This is a genomic window from Marseilla massiliensis, from assembly GCF_023336985.1.
In the GTDB taxonomy this organism is placed as follows: Bacteria; Bacteroidota; Bacteroidia; order Bacteroidales; family Bacteroidaceae; genus Prevotella; species Prevotella intestinigallinarum.
Genome location: NZ_JAMBLP010000014.1, coordinates 23,677 through 42,798 on the forward strand (window position 1 = coordinate 23,677; position 19,122 = coordinate 42,798).

The following is a 19,122-nucleotide window of genomic DNA, read 5'->3' on the forward strand; positions in this document are numbered from 1 at the left end:
CACAAGAGGGCAATCCGCCGCTCAGGTCTTACATAAATCACACTCATACCCACTTGCGGCAATCAAGGGAAAAGGGCGCCGACTGCCCACCTACACCTTTGCCGACACGCCGACAGCCACAATGACATATTCCGAATGCCTTAAACCAAAATCGGCCATCAGACAGCCGGCGGCATGCTTTTGATGCTTTTCCCGGCCTTAAATGTGCATTCGTCGTGCTATCGGCATTTTGCCGGCCGCTTTGGCCCAGCGTTGCCCGCCACGCCTTAGGCAAAGGCGGCTGCCCATCTGCACGGCATCATAACAAAATCCCCTCGGCCTCCATTGACTGCTTCAGGGTTAACTACGTCCTAAACGCCCGGTAGAAAAATCCGTCGCCATTTTACTTAACATCTACGAGAGCCATGCGTATATAATACAGATGACAACTGAGGAGTTCGAACATACGGCAATACTGTTGCGCCCACGCCTGGTAAGCATAGGGCGCGACTTCTTCGGCCACGGCAACGAGGCCGAGGACGTGGCGCAGGAGACGCTTGCCCGGCTGTGGGTTATGCGCGGCAGGCTTGGCTCCCGGCCCGGCATCGAACGCCTCGCCGTGCGCATGGCCAGGAACATCTGCGTGAGCGAGTGGCGCAAACAGAAAGTAAGGCGCACCGCCGACATCAGCGTGGCCGCATCGGCAAGAGCCGAACAACATGCAGCAATGGACGAAGCCGACGGCCAACGCCTGCTTGCCGAAGCGGTTAACCTGCTTTCGCCAACTGAGAAAAAGCTGTTCAGGATGCGCCAGGAGCTCGGCATGGACTTGTCGCAAATGGCCATTGTGACCGGCATAAAGCCCCGCTCGATAAGCGCAATGCTGAGCGCGGCCAGGCAGAAGGTGTTCAGATACATAAAAAGACATGGAGGAACAGACCTATGAACGACATCCACCAACTTGCACAACGGTTTCTCGACGGGCTGACAACGACCGAAGAGGAACGGCGGCTGCACGAACTGCTACGGCAAGACGATGCCCCCGATGAACTGCGCGCCCTGCTGCCCATGCTCGAGAAGCCCAACCTCGGCCACTATGCCGACCTCTGGCTGACTGAAGACGAGACCGAGACATACCGCGACATAGTAAGGCAACGCAAGCTGCGCAAGGCACTGCGGTGGGCAACGGCAGCTGCGGCAATGGCCGTGGTTGCCATAATGCTGACCGGAAAGCCCGGCAACGGCCACGAAAAGGTGTTCACCCATACCGACACCGTGGGCATGCAACTGATGAAACCAACACATGCCATGGCACTGACCAAACCAGACGGCACGTCAGCAGACAAAGCCATACACCACGCAGACCCACGGGGCACCGGGCCGAAAAGTGCCCGACAATACGCCCGAAAGCCGTCGGCAACAGTCGACAGCACGCCCAAAGGCACACAGAATGCAGACAGCCTGGACTACTATCTCGCCCGGCTTGAGAAGGAACTCGACCGCGTGGGCGATTCTGTCTATACGGCCCAAGTGGAGAAGATGATACGCACCGACGCCCGCTTGCAGGAAATCATCAACAGGAAACTGCTCGACTATTTGCTTGCACCCGACAATGACAATGCCAAAAACAACATGACAACAACCAGAAACGACACGGAACAATGAAAGCAAAGATCTGCATGACAATGGCACTGGCCGCCGTTTGCACCATGGGCGCAGCCCAGACACAACGCGCCATCGACGACATAGACAAGGAAATAGCAAGGCTTGAACGCTCGGACGAACTGCAGACGCGCCGGGCCGACAACGCCAATGCCTTCTTCAATGCCAAGCTCTATAATCAGCAAAAGGCCGGCAACCGCCAGGCTCCGCACATTCAAGACTGCAAAACGCTTTATTTTAAATATCTTTACAAAGTGGGCGACACTGCTGCCGCCCCATTGTTGCCGAATTGCATCGGGCGCCTGGAACGGGCATTGAAACGAAATGCCGGCCTTGCGTCGCAGACGTTGATTCACGATGCCGACCCTTCGGGCATCAGCTCGAGTGAGATTGATGGATTGACCTACGCCTACTCTGACAGCATTGGCGGGGTGACGGCATATTCATATCCGCTCGACAATCTGTGCAACTATGCCACAATGACTTTCTGCGGCAGCGACAGCGTGCGCACCAACTATATGTTTGCCTGGAAACCGCAGCTCTTCACAGACATGGAGTCGAGGCGTTTCTGCACCATCGACGGCTATATTGCCAAACTGGCCGGAAAAGACTGGCAGGCAAACAGCTATATCGACTTCAACGAAAGCGGCTCGGAACAAAAGGTATACGACGTGGATGAAACGGAGAGGATAGACACCATGACCGGCGACATTGCCGTAAGCCAGGTGAAGATGCTGGCAGAGAAGTTCCGAAAAAGCATGGCCAAAGGCAACTACAAGCAGTGTGATGCCATAGCGTTCGTGATGAGGAGGCTCGCCGAAAAGTTTGACGGCACGCTTACAACCGAACAATATGACTCGATAAAGCGAAATGTTTGGTCGATGGAAGAAACCGGCAACAGTCAGAGAAACAAGGCTCTTATGAGAACAGTGTCGGCCTTCAGAAGGAAGACGGAGCAAAAAACGGAGAAGCCATACAGGTCGCAAAGCTCTGACCTCGCAATGTCCACGCGCTCAAGGCTTGGCAAAAGGTTATGCCCGCCGGAAGAGTTTATGGTTGTCTCCGAGTTCATGGGATACCCGCAAATGTGCAATGATGAACCCACAATCGCCGTCAGAATCATCGGAACTGCGGCTGATGAGGACTCAAAGATATTCGTTGGCGGATTGGCACCCGACAAGACTTTCGCCGTGCCAACCGATAAGCGAGGGTTCCGTTTCTGCAAGGACAGGGTGAGAAACTCGCTCGTCTGCATCACCGACGGCAGCAATACTTACTATGCTTTTGCCGACACCGTGACGATAAACGTAGACATGAGGCGCGGCATAACATCTGCCTCTGAGACCAACATGAAACTGATGGCGGTGCAAGACTCGCTGAAAGCATTCGACACCGAGGCCATGAAATACTCCACAACCATAGACGGCAGGTTGACAGTGACCGACAGTGCGGGCTTTGCCCGACTGATGCGGCGGCTCGACAAGTATGTAATGGCAACAATAAAGGCCAACAGCGACAATGCCGTACACCTGTTCCTGCTGTACAATTATTATTTCAGGATGAGCCAAGACGAGCTGGCACCCTATGTAGATTCGACCGGGCGCTACGCCTCAAACCTGCTTATGCAGCCGGCAGCGAAATACTTTAATGACAACGAAAAGCTGAAACCCGGCACAAAACTGGCCGACACCGAATGCTGGGACACCGACGGCAACAAACGCAACACGGCTGAATTTCGCGGCGACGGGTATACTTTGCTTTACCTGTACTATCCCCAAAACAGGGACGGACGGCGCGGAGCAGAGATCGTCAGGCAGCTTTACGACCGCTATGGCGGCAAGGGCCTGGACATAGTGTGCCATGCCTTCACGTTCGGGTTCAATGGCGACTTATGGCGGTGGTACATAAGACGCAACGGCATGGAGCGCTTGACCAACATCTTCGGGGGCAACTTTGCGGCTCTGAACCACGTGAACGCAATGCCGACAGCGATAATATTAGACAACGAAGGGCGCATAGTTGACAGCTGCCACTACGGCCCCGGACTGGTGGAAAAGGTGAACCGGATTATGGAAAACCGCCCAACGGCCCAACGACCATGACCTAATGCCGTTGCGCAAGCCGTGCCCCGCCACTGCCGCTACCATGGCATTGGGGGCCACCTGGGCCCACCATGGCCTGCAGCCACAAGGCTGCGGGCTCGCCCGCCACCCATTTTCGACTGCCACCACCATTATGAAAGCTTTTTCACACACACAATACCAAAGGTTAGATTTTTATTAGTAACTTTGCAAAATAGAACATTCTAATAATCAAAACATAATGAGAGACAAGATTCTGACCATTGCGCTGGCCGTGGCAACAGCCGCCGTAGCGCAGACGCGGAGGGAGATTACGCTGACCGATGGATGGCAGTTCTCACGCGACAAGGCCGAGTGGCAAACCGTTAGCGTGCCCCACGACTGGGCCATCAGCGGCCCGTTCGACAAGAAATGGGACTTGCAGACGGTGGCAATTGAGCAAAACAACGAGAAGGTGGCAACGGAGAAGTCGGGCCGGTCGGGCGCGCTGCCGTGGATTGGCGAAGGCCATTACAAGCGCACACTGGCCATACCCGAGGGCTACAGCAAGGCCGAGCTGGTGTTCGACGGGGCGATGGCCGAGCCGACAGTGACCATCAACGGACAGAAAGCCGGCTTTTGGCCGTATGGATATAATGCGTTCAAGATTGACATAACGCCATACATCAAGGCCGGCGACAACCAAATGGAGGTCGACCTGAACAACCTTGAGGAGAGCAGCCGATGGTATCCCGGGGGTGGAATCTACCGTCCTGTCACACTGATACTGACCGGCAAGGAGCGGATTGCCACCTGGGCAACGTTCGCAAGGACTGCCAAGATAGACGGAAAGAAGGCATACATAGACGTAGACACAAAGGTTGAAGGCATCGACGCCACCGACAAAGCCGGGGTGGAGATAACACTTTACGACCGCAAAGGCTACGTGGCAGCTGCAAGCAGATGCGACATCGAGGCCGACGGAACGGTGAAGACCCAGCTGGACGTGGACAAACCGGAGCTGTGGTCGCCCGAATCGCCATACCTCTACAAGCTCACCACGCGCCTGTATAAAGGCAACATACTGATGGACGAGCAGACAATGAACTTCGGTATACGCACCGTGAGCGTAACAAAGGAAGGCGGATTCCAACTCAACGGGCAGACACGGAAAATAAAGGGAGTGTGCCTGCACCACGACTTGGGCCCGCTCGGTGCCGCAATAAACAAGGCCGCGCTGATAAGACAGATAAAAATGATGAAGGAAATGGGCTGCGACGCAATACGTACGGCACACAACATGCCTTCGACAATGCAGATGGACGTGTGCGACTCGCTCGGGATGATGGTCATGGCCGAGAGCTTCGACATGTGGAAATACCCCAAGTGCAAGAATGGCTACTGCCGCTTCTTCGACGAATGGGCCGAGAAAGACATTACCAACCTTATCCTCAACCATCGCAACCACCCGTCTATCATAATGTGGAGCATTGGCAACGAAATACCCGAACAGGGCATGAGGGGAGGTGCCGAGACGGCCAAGAGGTTGCAGGACCTGTGCCACAAGCTCGACCCCACGCGCACGGTGACGCAGGGAATGGACCGTGTGGACAACGCAATGAAGACTGGTTTCGCCGGGGTGATGGACGTTCCGGGATTCAACTACCGCCTTCACAAGTATGAAAAAGGACTGAAAGAGTTGCCGCAGGGCTTCCTGCTCGGCTCTGAGACGGCGTCGACGGTAAGCTCGCGGGGCGTCTACAAGTTCCCCGTTGACATTGCCGCAGGCAAGAAGTACGCCGACGGGCAATGCTCGGGCTACGACGTTGAGCACTGCTCATGGAGCAACCTGCCCGACGACGACTGGCGTTGGCAAGACGATTATGACCAAGTCATCGGCGAGTTTGTGTGGACAGGATACGACTATCTGGGCGAACCTACGCCCTATGACGAGTATTGGCCCAGCCGCAGCAGCTACTTCGGGATATGCGACTTGGCCGGACTGCCCAAAGACCGTTACTATCTCTACCGCAGCAAATGGAACAAGGAGGAGCACACAACGCATCTGCTGCCCCATTGGACGTGGCCCGGCCGCGAGGGAAAAGTGACGCCGGTATACTGCTACACCGACGGCGTGGAGGGCGAACTGTTTGTCAACGGCAAGAGCCAGGGGCGCATTAGGAAGAACAAGGAAGGCCGCCTTGACCGCTACCGCCTGCGCTGGAACAACGTGAAATATGAGCCGGGAGAAATCAAAGTCGTCACTTACGACGCCAACGGAAACAAAATAGGAGAGCAAAGCCGACGTACCGCCGGAAAGCCGGCGCAGCTATTGCTGAGCGCCGAATGCCAGACGGCAAGCCAAACGCCAACACTCAAGGCAGACGGAGAAGACATGGCATTCGTCACTGTCACCATGGCTGACAAGGAGGGGACGCCATGTCCGACGTCCGACAGCCAACTGACGTTCACCGTCGAAGGCGATGGCGCGTTCCAGGCAGCCTGCAATGGCGACGCAACATCGCTCGAGCCGTTCACCAAACCGCAGATGAAGCTCTTCAACGGACAGCTGGTGGTCATCGTGCGCAGCACAAAACAGGCCGGGAAATTGACACTTACAGTGACCGACAAGAAGCATAACATAACCAAATCGATAGACATCAAGACTATCTGACGGCAAAGCCTGCCAAGCCAAGACACCTCGACAGGCAACCAACACCCAAAGGAACATCCCGCTCACCGAGTCAATTGACCGTGTAAGCGGGATGTTTTAATTCAAAACAGAATGACGACCAACATGGTCATGCGTACCATCCGGAGATGTTGACCATGGACTGATAACGCTCGTCGAAATCCTCGTTGTAGTGATTGTCCAGCTCATAGAACTCTTCATTGTACGATTTTCTTCTTGGCTTCATAGTCTGTTCCTCCATCAGGCCCTCCGTCTCTATCGGACCCTGTTTAGTTAACACTGCAGATGCGAGACCACATCCTCATTGGCAAATATAGTCATTTTATGGTTTAAGACGCGCATCTGATAGCATTATTTCACGCTCATTAATCCTTATTACGATTTATGCAGTTCTGCAATGTCCCACCAAACGCAACATGGCAGCAAAGCAATTGGCAGGTGAAACGGCACGCCTGCATCGACCGAAGAGAGCAAACCGCCCTACACTCCCCACAGCCACTAAGTCCCAAACGCCCAAAACGGGCATGAAAAACCCCGCCGGCCATCAGGCCGACGGGGGCGTATCCCAAAACAAAAATTTACCCTTTTCTTTATTCGGCGGACAAAACTATTTGCCGCTACGGCTCTAACTATTGCTTGCTAATATCCGTAAAAGTAACCACTCTGTTGAAATCTACCTCGTCGAATAGCTCGTCTGTGGCTCCCATGCCCCTTACGCTGATGCGTGAGGCAGCCACGCCGTAACGCTTGACAAGCGCATCCTTGACAGCATTTGCACGTGCTTCAGAGAGCTTCTGGTTCAGTTCCTTGCTGCCTTCCGGCGAAGCATATCCCTTGATAAGTATCCTTGCGTCCTTGTGGTTCTTCATATATGTAGCCACCATCGACACACTTGCGTATTGTGCGGCATCGATATTGCTCTTTCCCTGGCGGAAAATGACAGTAGGCTGGAGCACGTTCTCGTCTTTCTTCACAACCACCGTAGGCTTCTGCTGCTTGGCTGCTGCGAGCTGAGCCTGCAGGTCTGCTATGGTGTTGCGGTCGTTGGCGATGACGCCTTCCTTCTCTTCATTGGCGGCGCGCAACCTGTTTATCCTGTCGTTCAGACCGTCAATCTCAGCCTGGTCGCGCAATTCTGCAATCTTGAAATTATGTGTCCCGTTGCTGTTGGCAAACTTGTAGTTCACTCCCACGAGCACTCCCAAGGCAGAACGGTCTACATTGAACTGTGTCTTCGTGCCGTTATCAAGCGCATAAGTGATGTTCGGCTCAATGTAAACCTGCCAGTCCTTGCGTGCACCGAGATTGAAGGCGAAGTCCAATCCCAGCTTTGAGGTGAACGCATTGCGCTCGTAGACGTCGGCACTCTCTGTGCTGAAGACGTGGCCCCAGCCCAGTCCATAGACACCGATAACCTCAAACAAGCGCGGCTCGCCGGTGTAACCGCCAAACCAATTGCTGAAGTTTGTGGTTCCCAACAACGACACATTGGTGCCCTTGACAAACGTCCCGAGAGGGCGCTGCATGCTCGCTTTATTGTTGAAATAAGCCTCGCCTTCGATTGCAAAACCAAATACCGGCGTAAAATAGCGCCCTATGCGCAAACCGGCCGAAGGGTTGAGGTTCTTGAATATGGCCGTGTGTGTGGTCTTAGCGTTTAGACCTGTGTTGACTCCCAAATACCAATTGTCAAAAAACTTGCTGTCTTCGACTGTCTGAGCAGATGTAGTTTGTGCAGCCAATGCGACTGCAGCAAACATTAATAATAACTTTTTCATACCTATAATTTTTATCTATTAATGCAGGGTATTGTATCCCTTGCTACATGCAATATTAGTTTAAAAAGTCGATTGCGCCAAATGTTTAGGCCCCAAAAAATCCGTTTTAAGACAAATACCACCATTTAGAACTATTTATAAGCCATATCGATGGTTGGCAATTCGGCCCTTTCGGATTTTTATTGTAACTTTGCCTACGCAATGACTAAGATTATAATGATAACCGGAGGGCAGCGTTCCGGCAAGAGCCGATATGCCGAAAGCCTGGCGCTGAGCCTCAGCCCGACGCCCGTTTACATGGCGACGGCGCACATCTGGGACGACGAGTTCCGCCAGAGGGTGGCCAAACACAAGCAGAGGCGCGGCCCGGAATGGACCAACATTGAGGAAGAGAAGCACCTGAGCCGCCACGACCTCAGCGGCAGGGTGGCCGTGGTAGACTGCATCACGCTGTGGTGCACCAACTTCTTTTTCCGCCGCGACAGGGCCGAATGGGAGCAACCGTCGGTCGACGAGGCCCTGGGCGCCCTGAAAGACGAGTTTGACCGGCTCACGCGGCAAGACGCGACGTTTATCTTCGTGACCAACGAGATTGGCTGGGGCGGCGTGAGCGAGAACGCCATACAGCGGCGTTTCACCGACCTGGAGGGCTGGATGAACCAGTATGTCGCGTCGAAAGCCGACGAAGTGGTGCTCATGGTGAGCGGCATACCGGTAAGGATAAAATGAGAGCAAGGCGCGCCAAACAAGTTTGCGCGGCCGGCAAGTCAATGCAAAAAAACATATACAGACATGAGAAAGTTTAACATCGAGAGGCCTGACAGGCGCATTGAAGACTCCATACGCCACAAGATTGACAACCTGAACAAGCCCAAAGGCTCGCTTGGCAGGCTGGAAAGCATTGCCATGCAGATATGCCTGATAGAGCAAACGCTGCACCCCACACTGCACAAACCGCAACACATACTGCTCGGCGCCGACCATGGCATAGAGCGCGAAGGCGTGAGCGTGTCGCCGCGCGAGGTGACATGGCAGCAGATGGTCAACTTCACCAAGGGCGGCGGAGGCGTTAACATGTTTTGCAGGCAGCACGGGTTCAAACTGCACATTGTAGACATGGGCGTCGACCATGACCTCGGAGGATACCCCGCGATAACCGACAGGAAGATTGCCCGCGGCACGGCCGATTTCCTTTACGGCCCGGCCATGAGCTTGGAACAGATGGACAAGGCCGTCGAAACCGGTGACGAACTGGCCGCAATGTGCCTTGACGAGGGCTCCGACATCATCTGCATAGGCGAGATGGGGATAGGCAACACTTCGGCATCGAGCGTATGGATGAGCGAGCTCGGGGGCGTTGCGCTCGACGAATGCATAGGGGCCGGGGCCGGACTCGACAGCCCCGGACTGGCGCACAAGCGCAAAGTGCTGGCCGAGGCCACCGGGCGCTACCACCGATGGAAACCCGACGCCGGCGTGACCGACTGCATTCGATACTTCGGAGGCTTCGAGATGGTTGCCGCCGTGGGGCTCATGCTCGGCGCCGCCGAACGCCGCCTGGTTGTGATGGTCGACGGATTCATAATGTCGGCCTGCGCCCTTGCCGCCACAAAACTGGTTCCGGAAGCCCGCGACTACATGATATTCGGGCACCAGGGCGACGAGAACGGCCATCGCAGGCTGCTGCAGCTGCTGCACGCCGAGCCCCTGCTGCAGCTCGGCATGAGGCTCGGCGAAGGCACAGGGGCGCTCTGCGCTTTCCCGATAATAGACAGTGCGGTTAGAATGATGAACGAAATGAACGACTTTGAACATGCAAATATCACTAAATACTTCTAAATGGTACGACAACCTTTGGGCTGCCTTGATCTTCTTCACGCGCCTGCCGCTGTGGCGAATCCACCAGCCTCCGCGCCAGTGCTACCGCGCCGTGGTTGAGTACTGGCCATTGGTGGGGTGGCTCACCGGCGGCATCACGGCTGCCGTCATATTCTTCGGTCACCATGCAATGCCGTATTCCGTGGCAATATTGCTGGCCGTGGCCATACGGCTGCTGCTTACAGGCGCGCTGCACGAAGACGGGTTGTGTGACTTTTTCGACGGTTTCGGCGGCGGAGGCACCGATCGCAACCGCATACTCGCCATAATGAAAGACTCGCGGACAGGCACTTACGGTGTGGTGGGCCTGGTGGTCTACGAACTGTTGCTTGTGGCCTCGCTCCTCTCATTGCCACCCATGGTGGCGGCGCTCACGGTATTCGCTGCCGACCCTTTTGCCAAGATGGTGGCCGGGCAGGTGATAATGATGATGCCTTACGCACGCACCGAAGAAGAGTCGAAGGCCAAGACCGTATACCGGCGCCCCGGCATCAAGGCCGGAGTGGGCATGGCCCTGCAGGGATTGCTGCCCATGGCGGCATTCATCTACCTAACCAGGGGCTACACCGACTGGCAGTATGTGATATTCATGCCGTGCCTGGTGATGTACGCTCTCTACCTGCTTATATGGCACCGACTGCGCGGATACACCGGCGATTGCTGCGGGGCGATGTTCCTTCTCGTAGAACTGACGGTATACATCACCGTGAGCTGCTGCTACAGCCAATACTGAACAACATAACATAGAACCGACAGATGGAAGTGATACTAATCAGGCACACCCACGTGGGTGTGGAAAAAGGCACGTGCTACGGATGGACCGACGTGCCCGTGGCCGACACTTTTGAAGAAGAGGCCGCCGTGACAAAGGCCAACCTCGCAAGGTTTGAACCGTTCGACCGGGCATACTCGTCGCCGCTGACGCGCGCCACCAAACTGGCGGCTTACTGCGGCCACGCCGACGCCACCACCGACCCGCGCCTAAAGGAAATGAACATGGGCGAATGGGAGATGCAGAAGTTTGACGAGATAAAAGACGAAAACCTGCAAAAATGGTATGATGACTACATGCACTTGGCACCGACCGGGGGCGAAAGCTTTCCTGAACTGTACAGCCGAGTGGCCGACTTCCTCGACGAACTGCGCCGCAAAGACTACAGCAGGGTGGCTGTGTTTGCACACGGCGGGGTGCTGATTTGCGCCGGCATCTACGGCGGACTGTTCCCTGCCGAAGGCTGCTTCGAGCATCTTGTAGACTGCGGCGGCATAGAGCGCATAGAGATTTAGCCAAAGGGCACGGCCGGGTGAAGGCCGGGCTACCGCACTATCGATTTATTTACAAAACGCCATGGCGAGGCAATACAGGCCGTTCGGCATTCCCGAACGGCCTGTATTGTTGGCCAAAACGGCACATATTGCACGCCCAAACGGCACAAATTGAGACGGCAGACTGCTGTAGCGGGCCAACCAACTGAACCTCAACGGATTGCGCAACGTGGCAAACTCAGAGACAAATCATTACAAAACAATCGTCCGTGGCGGCTGCCGCGCATGGCTTTTCTATGGTCAAGAGCCTTGCAAATGGGCAGGATACGCCTCCGACCAGCAGCAGACAGGCTTGCAAGCGTCATAGGCCGGCTGCACTACGATGGCCCGCGAAAAGCATTTACGCCACATTCCAAACGCGGCAAAGGCCGCAATATGCGGCGTAGTTGGGCAGACCAAAGCCGTCAAACGGCGGGGCATTGCCCTGTCGGATTGGGGCTGTGAAGAGGCACCACCATAATTTTCCAACACGAAAGACCAACCGAAGACATCGACTAAACATATTGGCCGACTTCTGTCCACGGCCGCCAAGCCTGACAATGGCCCGACCGCCCACGGCTGAGACTGTGCATCCGGCCGACTAACCAACGCCACACCTCATGGCTCATCCCGCCGCAGCCTCTCTACAAACCTGTCGACAGACTGCATCTGCGACGGTATGTCGATGCCCTGCGGGCATTTAGAGGCACACCGGCCGCAGCCGATGCAATGGGCGGCCTGGCGTAGGCGGGGCACACTGCGGTCGTAGCCAATGAGGAAAGCGCGGCGTGCCTGCCCATATCCGTCGTGCCGGCTGCTCTCGGGCAGCATCCCGTTGTTGACGCATTTGTTGTAATGCAGGAATATAGCCGGTATGTCTATGCCGTAAGGACAGGGCATGCAATACTTGCAATCGGTGCATGGTATGTAACGGTTTCCGGCCATCCGCACCGCAACATCCTCTAAAAAGCCCTGCTCTTCTACCGATAGCGGCTCGAGAGGCGAACAGGTAGACAGGTTGTCTTTTAGGTGTTCCATGTATGTCATGCCGCTCAATACGGTCAGGACGCCCGGCAGCGAACCTGCAAAGCGCATTGCCCACGAAGCGGCGGTGTGCCCGGGGCGCTTTTGTTTCATGTCGGCCAGCACGTCCTGGTCTACATTTGCCAGCCTGCCCCCGAGCAAAGGTTCCATCACAAAGACCGGTATGTTGCGCCGGGCCAGCTCGCCATACAAATACTCAGCGTTGGCGTTGTCGCCCAAAGCAGCCTGCCAGTCGGAGTTGTATGCCGCCGCATGCCGCCAGTCGACATAGTTTAGCTGTATCTGAACAAAGTCCCAATGAATGGTGTCGTGCATGTCCAACACCCGTTTGAACACGTCGATATCGCCGTGAAACGACCACCCGAGATGTCGGATGCGCCCATGCTCGCGCTCTGCCAGCAGAAAGTCGAGCATGCCGTTGGCCACAAAGCGCCGTTCGAACATGTCCATGCCCACGCCACCAATGGCGTGCAAAAGGTAATAGTCGATGTAGTCAACCTGCAGGTCGGCAAGAGAACGGCGGTACATTGCCGTCATGTTCTCTGGCGAAAGGTCGTCAGAGGCATACATCTTGGTGGCCACGAGATAGCTGTCGCGCGGATGGCGCTTCAACGCAATGCCCGTTACCCGCTCCGACCACCCCTGGCAATAGATGGGAGCCGTGTCGAAATAGTTGACGCCATGCCCCATGGCATAGTCCACAAGGCGGTTTACAGTGTCTTGGTCTATGGGGCAACCGTCGGCCGAAGGCTCGGCAGCGGGCGGCCACCTCATGCATCCATATCCCAAAACAGATACAGCCCGTCCGGTCTTTGGGTCTGTCCGGCAAGTCATAGGGCCGTGGCCAGGCCTGTCGCCATCACCCTTCCGCACACACGAGGGGGCTCCTGCCAATACCCCCGCCAGCCCCAGCTGCTTCAGGAACGTGCGACGTGAAATGCGCCCATTTGTCTCGATGTTTGTCATAGCCGTATGTTTTCATGTAAGTTTCCTGTATTCCGAAGGCGTTATACCGGTCTTCCTCTTGAACAGCCGGTTGAAGTGCTGCGAGTATTCAAAGCCCAACCTATATGCCACCTCGCTCACCGACAACTGCGTGTTGGCCAGCAACACCTTGGCGCAATCAACCAAATAAGCATGAATGTGCTGCTTGGTGTTCATCCCCGTCTGGCTTCTCAACAGGTCGCTGAGGTAATGGGGCGACATGTTGAGTTCGCTGGCGACGGCGCTGACGGACAGGAACTCGCCACGACGCTCGTCGAGATGCTGCCGAAACATGCGCTGCACACGCACCAGTATGTCGGGTTCGGCGTTGCTGCGCATACGGAACTGGCGGTCGTAGAAGCGCTCGGCATAGCAGAACAGCACGTCGAGCTGCGCAACTATGATGTCCTGCGTGTGCCGGTCTACGCCTTGCAGGTATTCGCCTTCAATGCCATCCATGATGCCTTCCACCGTTTTCCGCTCACTGTCAGAGATGTGCAACGTCTCGTCCACTTCGTAAGAGAAATACCTCAAGCGAAGTATCTTTTCACCCAACGGATATTTCCGCACGAAGTCGGGATGGAATGCCAGCAGCCACCCCCACCTGCCGGAGTTGGCGGTCGGTTCGTCCCAACAGTGCATCTGGCCCGGGGCAAAGAAGTTGATTGCCCCGCTGGAAAAGTCGTAGCTGCGCCACCCGTAACGTGCATTGCAGGTTGTGCCGTCCTTTATCGCTACAGAATAAAGGTTCAACCGTATAGGTTTGCCTACCGGGACGTAATCCCTGACCTCCGACAATCGGCATGTGCAGAACAGGGGATGCCGCGCCTGAGGGCAACCAAACAGGTCGGCATATTCTCCGACGGTGTTTACCGTAATTATATCGTCGCTTTTTGCTTGCATGATGTTTCACGTTTTAAAACATGGCGGCAGCAACGCCCACACTATGCGGGCGTGAAACTGTAAGCCTGTGCAAAAGTAATTCAATTTCGGCTGCTGCCCATTAACCAAAAAAGAAAAAATGTTATACGAATCGGAACACTGCATTTATGATTGCGAACGCATACGCATTCAGGCCAAGTCGACCCCAGCCTGCGCAGCAAGAATGTGGCGTGGCTGGCCCACCCCGCCACTTTCCGCAACGCAGGCTATGCCGTTGAACCGAATCACATACAGTGTGGCATCCTATCGGAAACGCTTTGCGGTGAGGGGGAAAATAAGTTTCGGGAAACAATACAAAACGACATGGTTGCGAAACACAGGCCGTTTGGCAACACAAAACAGGCCGTATGGCAATGCAAGACAGGCCATACTGCATTGCGAAACAGCCCATTCGGCACCATCGACGGCATGGTGCCGGCAAGCCACTGTGGCTCAGCCGGTTGCGCCACAAGGCCGATAAGGAAACAACATTTACAGAAACATCCGCCATCACCGTGGCATGGAGGTTGCGGGGCGGCACCTATACAACGGCTGCTACGCCAAGAGTAATGACCGCCGCCCGGACGTTAAACGCCCGAACGGCATGGCGGCGACGGCCGACGGGGTGGGATGGCATAGGCTGGCTGCCGCACCAACGGCAAGGGCAAGACAGGGAAAACCGGGCAAACACACCATACCACAATAAGCCCACAGACCGCTGGGTGGCTGTCTGCATATTTATATCATGCCATGCAAATGCTCAATGCCTGAACGCGGCATCTTCCCTACCTGTTCATCTCGACGCAAGCCGCCACACCAAAGCCAAATACAGCAACCAACTCGCAGGCCTATCGGGTGTGACCACGGTGGGCGCCAACCACCGAATTGGGTAAAAGAATACGGCCGCAAGCGCTTCAATGAGCACTTGCGGCCGCGGTATTGTGCATTAAATCAATGCCGGCAAGCAACCATGCAACAGTCTGTGCAGGCTGAATGACAGCCATATTGAGTCATCGTCACATCTGCCTTATAATCTTGCCACCCTCGTCGAGAGCCTGCATGTTAAGCGGAATGAGACCGTGGTGACGCTCGGGCAGAGTCTTCTTCAAGGCCTTCTCTATACCATCATTGCTGATGATGGGGCACACCTTTAGGAATCCGCCCAACACAATCATGTTGAATATCTTGGCATTCTTCATCTCGGCAGCCTTGTCCATGGCGTCAATCCTGTACACGGTGATGTCTTTCCGCGTCGGCGGATTGATGATGCCATAACCGTCGTATATCAGTATTCCACCGGGCTTCAGCTTCGGTTCAAACTTCTCGAGCGACGGTTGGTTGAGCACAATGGCAACATCGTAAGTGCTCAATATAGGCGACGAAATCTTGTCGTCGCTCACAATGACCGTCACATTGGCTGTGCCACCGCGTTGCTCCGGACCGTATGCCGGCATCCACGTAACCTCCTTGTCCTCCATCAGGCCCGAATAAGCAAGGATTTTACCCATCGACAGCACGCCCTGTCCGCCAAAGCCCGATATTATAATCTCTTTCTTCATAATAAGTCTGCTTTAAAAAACATTGATAATAGTTAGGAGCAAACACCATCAGATAGTATCCTTGAGGTCGCCTTTCTGGTAGAACGGGAACATATTCTCTTCCATCCACTTGTTGGCCTGCACCGGGGTGAGCTTCCAACCGCTGTTACATGTAGCGACAATTTCAACAAGACAGCTTCCCTTTCCTTCCATCGAGGCCTGGAAAGCCTTGCGTATCGCTTTTTTCGCCTTGCGTATTGAAGCCACCGTATCCACGCTCTGGCGGGTCACATAGCATGTCCCTTCCATCAGCGCAGCCATCTCGGTGATTTTCAACGGATAGCCATGCAGCGACGCCTCACGCCCGTATGGGCAGGTGCTGGTCTTCTGGCCGAGCAGCGTTGTGGGCGCCATCTGGCCTCCGGTCATGCCGTATATGGCATTGTTTATGAATATTATGGTGATGTTCTCGCCACGGTTCAGCGCGTGCACCGTCTCGGCTGTGCCTATGCAGGCAAGGTCGCCGTCGCCCTGGTATGTAAACACCAGACGGTCGGGCCACAGCCTCTTGATGCCTGTCGCTACGGCTGGAGCACGCCCGTGGGCAGCCTCCTGCCAGTCAATGTCAATGTAGCGATAGGCAAACACAGCACACCCCACAGGGCTGACGCCAATGGCCTTGTCGCTCATGCCCATCTCTTCTATCACTTCAGCCACCAGCTTGTGAACCACACCGTGGCTGCATCCCGGGCAATAATGCATCGGGACATCGTTCATCAACGTCGGTTTCTTATAGACAAGATTGTCAGGCGAAATTATATTTTCCATCTTATAGCCTCCTTACATAAGTTTTGTCTTCAGTGCATTCACTATCTCATCCGGATCGGGCACAATGCCGCCCAAGCGTCCGAAATGCTCAACGGGCTCTTTGCCGTTTATGGCCAGGCGCACGTCCTCTACCATCTGGCCGGCATTTATCTCGGCCACGAGCACGCCCTTCTTGCCCCTTGCCACGGCATCTACCTGCTCTGACGGGAAAGGCCACAGCGTTATCGGGCGGAAAAGACCAACCTTTATACCCTCTTCGCGGGCAATCTCGATGGCCTTCTGGGCTATGCGGGCCGCGCTGCCGAACGCCACGATTATGTAGTCTGCGTCATCGCACTGCTGTGTCTCATAGCGAACTTCTGTCCGGCGTATCTCATCATACTTCTTCTGCAGGTGGATGTTGTGGGCCTCCATTGCTTCGGGCTGCAGCTCCAAAGACGTTATTATGTTAGGCTTCCTGCCACCTATGCAGCCAAACGTGGCCCATGGGCACTCCTTCATTATTTCCTCTTCCGTGCGGCGGGGCTTGAACGGAGGCAGCACAACCTTCTCCATCATCTGCCCAATGACGCCGTCGCTAAGTATCATTGCCGGTATACGGTACTTGAAAGCAAGCTCAAAGGCAAGGTCAACGAAGTCGGCCATCTCCTGAACAGAGTTCGGTGCAAGCACTATCACATAGTAGTCACCGTTGCCACCGCCACGTGTGGCCTGGAAATAGTCGCTCTGCGATGGCTGGATGGTGCCGAGGCCGGGGCCTCCGCGCTGTACGTTGACTATGACGCCGGGAAGCTCAGCACCTGCCATGTAGGCAATGCCCTCCTGCATCAGGGCCACACCTGGGCTTGACGACGACGTCATGGCCCGCTTGCCGGCACCGGCGGCGCCGTATAACATGTTGATTGACGCCACCTCGCTCTCTGCCTGCAGCACCACCATGCCGGTGGTCTCCCAGGGCTTTTCGAGAGCCAGTGTCTCGATGACCTCACTCTGCGGTGTGATAGGATAGCCGAAATATCCGTCAACTCCACAACGAATAGCGGCACGGGCTATCGCCTCGTTGCCTTTCATCAGTGTCACTTCTCTGTCTGCCATAGCTTTCATTCCTCCATTTTTTTCCTGTAAACAGTGATGCATCCGTCAGGACATACTATGGCGCATGACGCGCATCCTATACAAGCATCGCCTTTCACTACCTCCACAAAAGGGTATCCGTGGACGTTAACTCTCTTTCCTCGCGCAATGACATCCTGCGGACAGGATTCCACACAGAGCCCGCATCCCTTGCATCTGTCTGTGTTTACTACAATAGCGCCTCTGATTTTACCCATAAAGTATTCTCCTTTCTTTAATCTGGTTTAAGCTATCTGACTAAGGATTATAGGCATCCTTATTGTAAAAGTTCAATATGTCGTCGAGCATTCTCTTTGCTTCGGCGGCCGGACTTTCGGGATCCTGCTCCACGGCGGCCACGTAATTGTTGATGGCCAGTTGCCAGTTGCCCTCCTGCCGGTAGCGATTGCCGAGCTTGTAATATTCTTCTGCGGTCATGTTTAGGTTCTCCTTATTTATAGTATTCTTTCTTTCCTGCGGCCAATGTGTTCTTCATGAGCGAGCAAATCGTCATCGGCCCCACCCCACCGGGCACCGGAGTGATGAACGAGCACTTAGGCGCCACCTCGCTGAACTTGACGTCGCCATTGAGGCGGAAGCCGCTCTTGCGTGTCGGGTCGGGCACACGCGTGGTGCCAACGTCAATGACTACGGCGCCGTCTTTCACCATGTCGGCCGTGACGAAGTCTGGGCGGCCTATTGCGGCTATTATAATGTCGGCCTCGCGGCACTCATCCTTCAGGTTGGCCGAATGGCTGTGGCACACCGTCACGGTGGCGTCGCCATACTGCTTCTGCATCATCAGCTGCGCCATAGGCTTGCCAACGATGTTGCTCCGCCCCAGAATGACGCACTTCTTGCCGCTGGTCTCGATGTCATAACGGCGCAAGAGTGTCAATATTCCGAGCGGTGTGGCAGAGATGAAACACGGCAACCCGATGGCCATGCGCCCCACGTTGATTGGATGGAAGCCATCGACGTCCTTGCGATAGTCGATTGCTTCGATAATCTTCTGCTCGTCGATGTGCTTCGGCAGGGGCAATTGCACTATGAAGCCGTCAACGTCCGGGTCGGCATTGAGCCCCGCCACACACTCCAGCAGCTCCGCTTCCGTCACGCTGTCCTCAAAGCGTATGAGCGACGACTTGAACCCGCAAGCCTCGCAAGCTATGACCTTGTTCTTGACATAAGTCTCCGAACCGCCGTCGTGCCCCACGAGTACGGCCGCGAGATGCGGGCGCTTTCCGCCGTTGGCGACGATGCGGGCGACCTCTTCTGCTATCTCTTCCTTAATCTTGGCTGCAGTAGCCTTTCCGTCAATTAGTTGCATATCGTTTTGG

At 55.3% G+C, this 19,122-nt stretch carries 18 protein-coding genes; 8 read left to right on the top strand and 10 right to left on the bottom strand.

What is annotated here, in order from left to right:
* Window positions 1-421 precede the first annotated feature (421 nt).
* The 4 genes from M3089_RS10385 to M3089_RS10400 all read left to right on the top strand — a co-directional run bounded on the left by M3089_RS10385 (window position 422) and on the right by M3089_RS10400 (window position 6,375).
* Window positions 422-925: an RNA polymerase sigma factor gene (locus M3089_RS10385; RefSeq protein ID WP_249083937.1), complete on the top strand. Its 504-nt coding sequence runs from the start codon at window positions 422-424 to the stop codon at window positions 923-925.
* A complete protein-coding gene (locus M3089_RS10390; protein WP_249083938.1) occupies window positions 922-1,644 on the top strand; it encodes a hypothetical protein in 723 nt (240 codons plus the stop codon). The genes M3089_RS10385 and M3089_RS10390 overlap by 4 nt, the downstream gene beginning before the upstream one ends.
* Window positions 1,641-3,743: a TlpA family protein disulfide reductase gene (locus M3089_RS10395; RefSeq protein WP_249083939.1), complete on the top strand. Its 2,103-nt coding sequence runs from the start codon at window positions 1,641-1,643 to the stop codon at window positions 3,741-3,743. The genes M3089_RS10390 and M3089_RS10395 overlap by 4 nt, the downstream gene beginning before the upstream one ends.
* A 220-nt stretch (window positions 3,744-3,963) precedes the next feature.
* Window positions 3,964-6,375, top strand: coding sequence for a glycoside hydrolase family 2 TIM barrel-domain containing protein (locus M3089_RS10400; protein ID WP_249083944.1), 2,412 nt, complete (start codon window positions 3,964-3,966; stop codon window positions 6,373-6,375).
* 127 nt (window positions 6,376-6,502) lie between these two features.
* Here M3089_RS10400 and M3089_RS10405 read toward each other — a convergent pair whose 3' ends face one another.
* Entirely contained in the window at window positions 6,503-6,673 is a 171-nt protein-coding gene (locus tag M3089_RS10405; protein WP_205109893.1) for a hypothetical protein, read from the bottom strand.
* Between the two features lie 349 nt (window positions 6,674-7,022).
* Window positions 7,023-8,171, bottom strand: a complete 1,149-nt coding sequence (locus M3089_RS10410) for an OmpA family protein (protein ID WP_249083946.1) — start codon at window positions 8,169-8,171, stop codon at window positions 7,023-7,025.
* 201 nt (window positions 8,172-8,372) lie between these two features.
* Between M3089_RS10410 and cobU the strand changes: the two genes are divergently transcribed.
* The 4 genes from cobU to cobC all read left to right on the top strand — a co-directional run bounded on the left by cobU (window position 8,373) and on the right by cobC (window position 11,336).
* Window positions 8,373-8,900 (top strand): bifunctional adenosylcobinamide kinase/adenosylcobinamide-phosphate guanylyltransferase, encoded by a 528-nt coding sequence (cobU, locus tag M3089_RS10415; RefSeq protein ID WP_249083948.1) that lies wholly within the window; start codon window positions 8,373-8,375, stop codon window positions 8,898-8,900.
* A 63-nt stretch (window positions 8,901-8,963) separates the two neighbouring features.
* The gene (gene cobT / locus M3089_RS10420; RefSeq protein WP_205109900.1) at window positions 8,964-10,010 is read left to right on the top strand and encodes a nicotinate-nucleotide--dimethylbenzimidazole phosphoribosyltransferase; all 1,047 of its coding nucleotides are present in this window, start codon (window positions 8,964-8,966) and stop codon (window positions 10,008-10,010) included.
* A complete protein-coding gene (locus M3089_RS10425) occupies window positions 9,985-10,782 on the top strand; it encodes an adenosylcobinamide-GDP ribazoletransferase (protein WP_205109902.1) in 798 nt (265 codons plus the stop codon). Before cobT ends, M3089_RS10425 begins: the two co-directional genes overlap by 26 nt.
* Before the next feature lie 23 nt (window positions 10,783-10,805).
* The gene (cobC, locus tag M3089_RS10430; RefSeq protein ID WP_205109904.1) at window positions 10,806-11,336 is read left to right on the top strand and encodes an alpha-ribazole phosphatase; all 531 of its coding nucleotides are present in this window, start codon (window positions 10,806-10,808) and stop codon (window positions 11,334-11,336) included.
* A 636-nt stretch (window positions 11,337-11,972) separates the two neighbouring features.
* Here cobC and M3089_RS10435 read toward each other — a convergent pair.
* The 8 genes from M3089_RS10435 to folD form a co-directional block, all read right to left on the bottom strand.
* On the bottom strand, window positions 11,973-13,364 hold the full coding sequence (locus tag M3089_RS10435; protein ID WP_249083950.1) for an aldo/keto reductase: 1,392 nt from the start codon (window positions 13,362-13,364) through the stop codon (window positions 11,973-11,975).
* 12 nt (window positions 13,365-13,376) lie between these two features.
* Window positions 13,377-14,285, bottom strand: a complete 909-nt coding sequence (locus M3089_RS10440) for a helix-turn-helix domain-containing protein (RefSeq protein WP_249083952.1) — start codon at window positions 14,283-14,285, stop codon at window positions 13,377-13,379.
* Between the two features lie 1,034 nt (window positions 14,286-15,319).
* Window positions 15,320-15,862, bottom strand: coding sequence for a 2-oxoacid:acceptor oxidoreductase family protein (locus tag M3089_RS10445; protein ID WP_249083953.1), 543 nt, complete (start codon window positions 15,860-15,862; stop codon window positions 15,320-15,322).
* A gap of 48 nt (window positions 15,863-15,910) precedes the next feature.
* Window positions 15,911-16,669 carry a thiamine pyrophosphate-dependent enzyme gene (locus M3089_RS10450; protein WP_249083954.1) on the bottom strand — a complete coding sequence of 253 codons (759 nt, stop codon included), beginning with the start codon at window positions 16,667-16,669 and terminating at the stop codon, window positions 15,911-15,913.
* A 12-nt stretch (window positions 16,670-16,681) separates the two neighbouring features.
* A complete protein-coding gene (locus tag M3089_RS10455) occupies window positions 16,682-17,764 on the bottom strand; it encodes a 3-methyl-2-oxobutanoate dehydrogenase subunit VorB (RefSeq protein WP_205109982.1) in 1,083 nt (360 codons plus the stop codon).
* A gap of 5 nt (window positions 17,765-17,769) precedes the next feature.
* Window positions 17,770-18,000 (bottom strand): 4Fe-4S dicluster domain-containing protein, encoded by a 231-nt coding sequence (locus M3089_RS10460; RefSeq protein ID WP_205109914.1) that lies wholly within the window; start codon window positions 17,998-18,000, stop codon window positions 17,770-17,772.
* A 40-nt stretch (window positions 18,001-18,040) separates the two neighbouring features.
* A complete protein-coding gene (locus M3089_RS10465) occupies window positions 18,041-18,220 on the bottom strand; it encodes a tetratricopeptide repeat protein (RefSeq protein WP_205109916.1) in 180 nt (59 codons plus the stop codon).
* Between the two features lie 13 nt (window positions 18,221-18,233).
* The gene (gene folD / locus M3089_RS10470; protein WP_205109918.1) at window positions 18,234-19,112 is read right to left on the bottom strand and encodes a bifunctional methylenetetrahydrofolate dehydrogenase/methenyltetrahydrofolate cyclohydrolase FolD; all 879 of its coding nucleotides are present in this window, start codon (window positions 19,110-19,112) and stop codon (window positions 18,234-18,236) included.
* Between the last annotated feature and the right edge of the window lie 10 nt (window positions 19,113-19,122).

What these genes read in the sequence shown, in the direction of transcription:
- M3089_RS10445 (WP_249083953.1), bottom strand. Translation starts at nt 15,862, where the DNA reads ATGAAGAAAGAGATTATAATATCGGGCTTTGGCGGACAGGGCGTGCTG.
- folD (WP_205109918.1), bottom strand. Translation starts at nt 19,112, where the DNA reads ATGCAACTAATTGACGGAAAGGCTACTGCAGCCAAGATTAAGGAAGAG.
- M3089_RS10425 (WP_205109902.1), top strand. Translation starts at nt 9,985, where the DNA reads ATGCAAATATCACTAAATACTTCTAAATGGTACGACAACCTTTGGGCT.
- M3089_RS10435 (WP_249083950.1), bottom strand. Translation starts at nt 13,364, where the DNA reads ATGACAAACATCGAGACAAATGGGCGCATTTCACGTCGCACGTTCCTG.
- cobC (WP_205109904.1), top strand. Translation starts at nt 10,806, where the DNA reads ATGGAAGTGATACTAATCAGGCACACCCACGTGGGTGTGGAAAAAGGC.
- cobT (WP_205109900.1), top strand. Translation starts at nt 8,964, where the DNA reads ATGAGAAAGTTTAACATCGAGAGGCCTGACAGGCGCATTGAAGACTCC.
- M3089_RS10395 (WP_249083939.1), top strand. Translation starts at nt 1,641, where the DNA reads ATGAAAGCAAAGATCTGCATGACAATGGCACTGGCCGCCGTTTGCACC.
- M3089_RS10385 (WP_249083937.1), top strand. Translation starts at nt 422, where the DNA reads ATGACAACTGAGGAGTTCGAACATACGGCAATACTGTTGCGCCCACGC.
- M3089_RS10450 (WP_249083954.1), bottom strand. Translation starts at nt 16,669, where the DNA reads ATGGAAAATATAATTTCGCCTGACAATCTTGTCTATAAGAAACCGACG.
- M3089_RS10400 (WP_249083944.1), top strand. Translation starts at nt 3,964, where the DNA reads ATGAGAGACAAGATTCTGACCATTGCGCTGGCCGTGGCAACAGCCGCC.
- M3089_RS10455 (WP_205109982.1), bottom strand. Translation starts at nt 17,764, where the DNA reads ATGGCAGACAGAGAAGTGACACTGATGAAAGGCAACGAGGCGATAGCC.
- M3089_RS10440 (WP_249083952.1), bottom strand. Translation starts at nt 14,285, where the DNA reads ATGCAAGCAAAAAGCGACGATATAATTACGGTAAACACCGTCGGAGAA.
- cobU (WP_249083948.1), top strand. Translation starts at nt 8,373, where the DNA reads ATGACTAAGATTATAATGATAACCGGAGGGCAGCGTTCCGGCAAGAGC.
- M3089_RS10390 (WP_249083938.1), top strand. Translation starts at nt 922, where the DNA reads ATGAACGACATCCACCAACTTGCACAACGGTTTCTCGACGGGCTGACA.
- M3089_RS10460 (WP_205109914.1), bottom strand. Translation starts at nt 18,000, where the DNA reads ATGGGTAAAATCAGAGGCGCTATTGTAGTAAACACAGACAGATGCAAG.
- M3089_RS10465 (WP_205109916.1), bottom strand. Translation starts at nt 18,220, where the DNA reads ATGACCGCAGAAGAATATTACAAGCTCGGCAATCGCTACCGGCAGGAG.
- M3089_RS10410 (WP_249083946.1), bottom strand. Translation starts at nt 8,171, where the DNA reads ATGAAAAAGTTATTATTAATGTTTGCTGCAGTCGCATTGGCTGCACAA.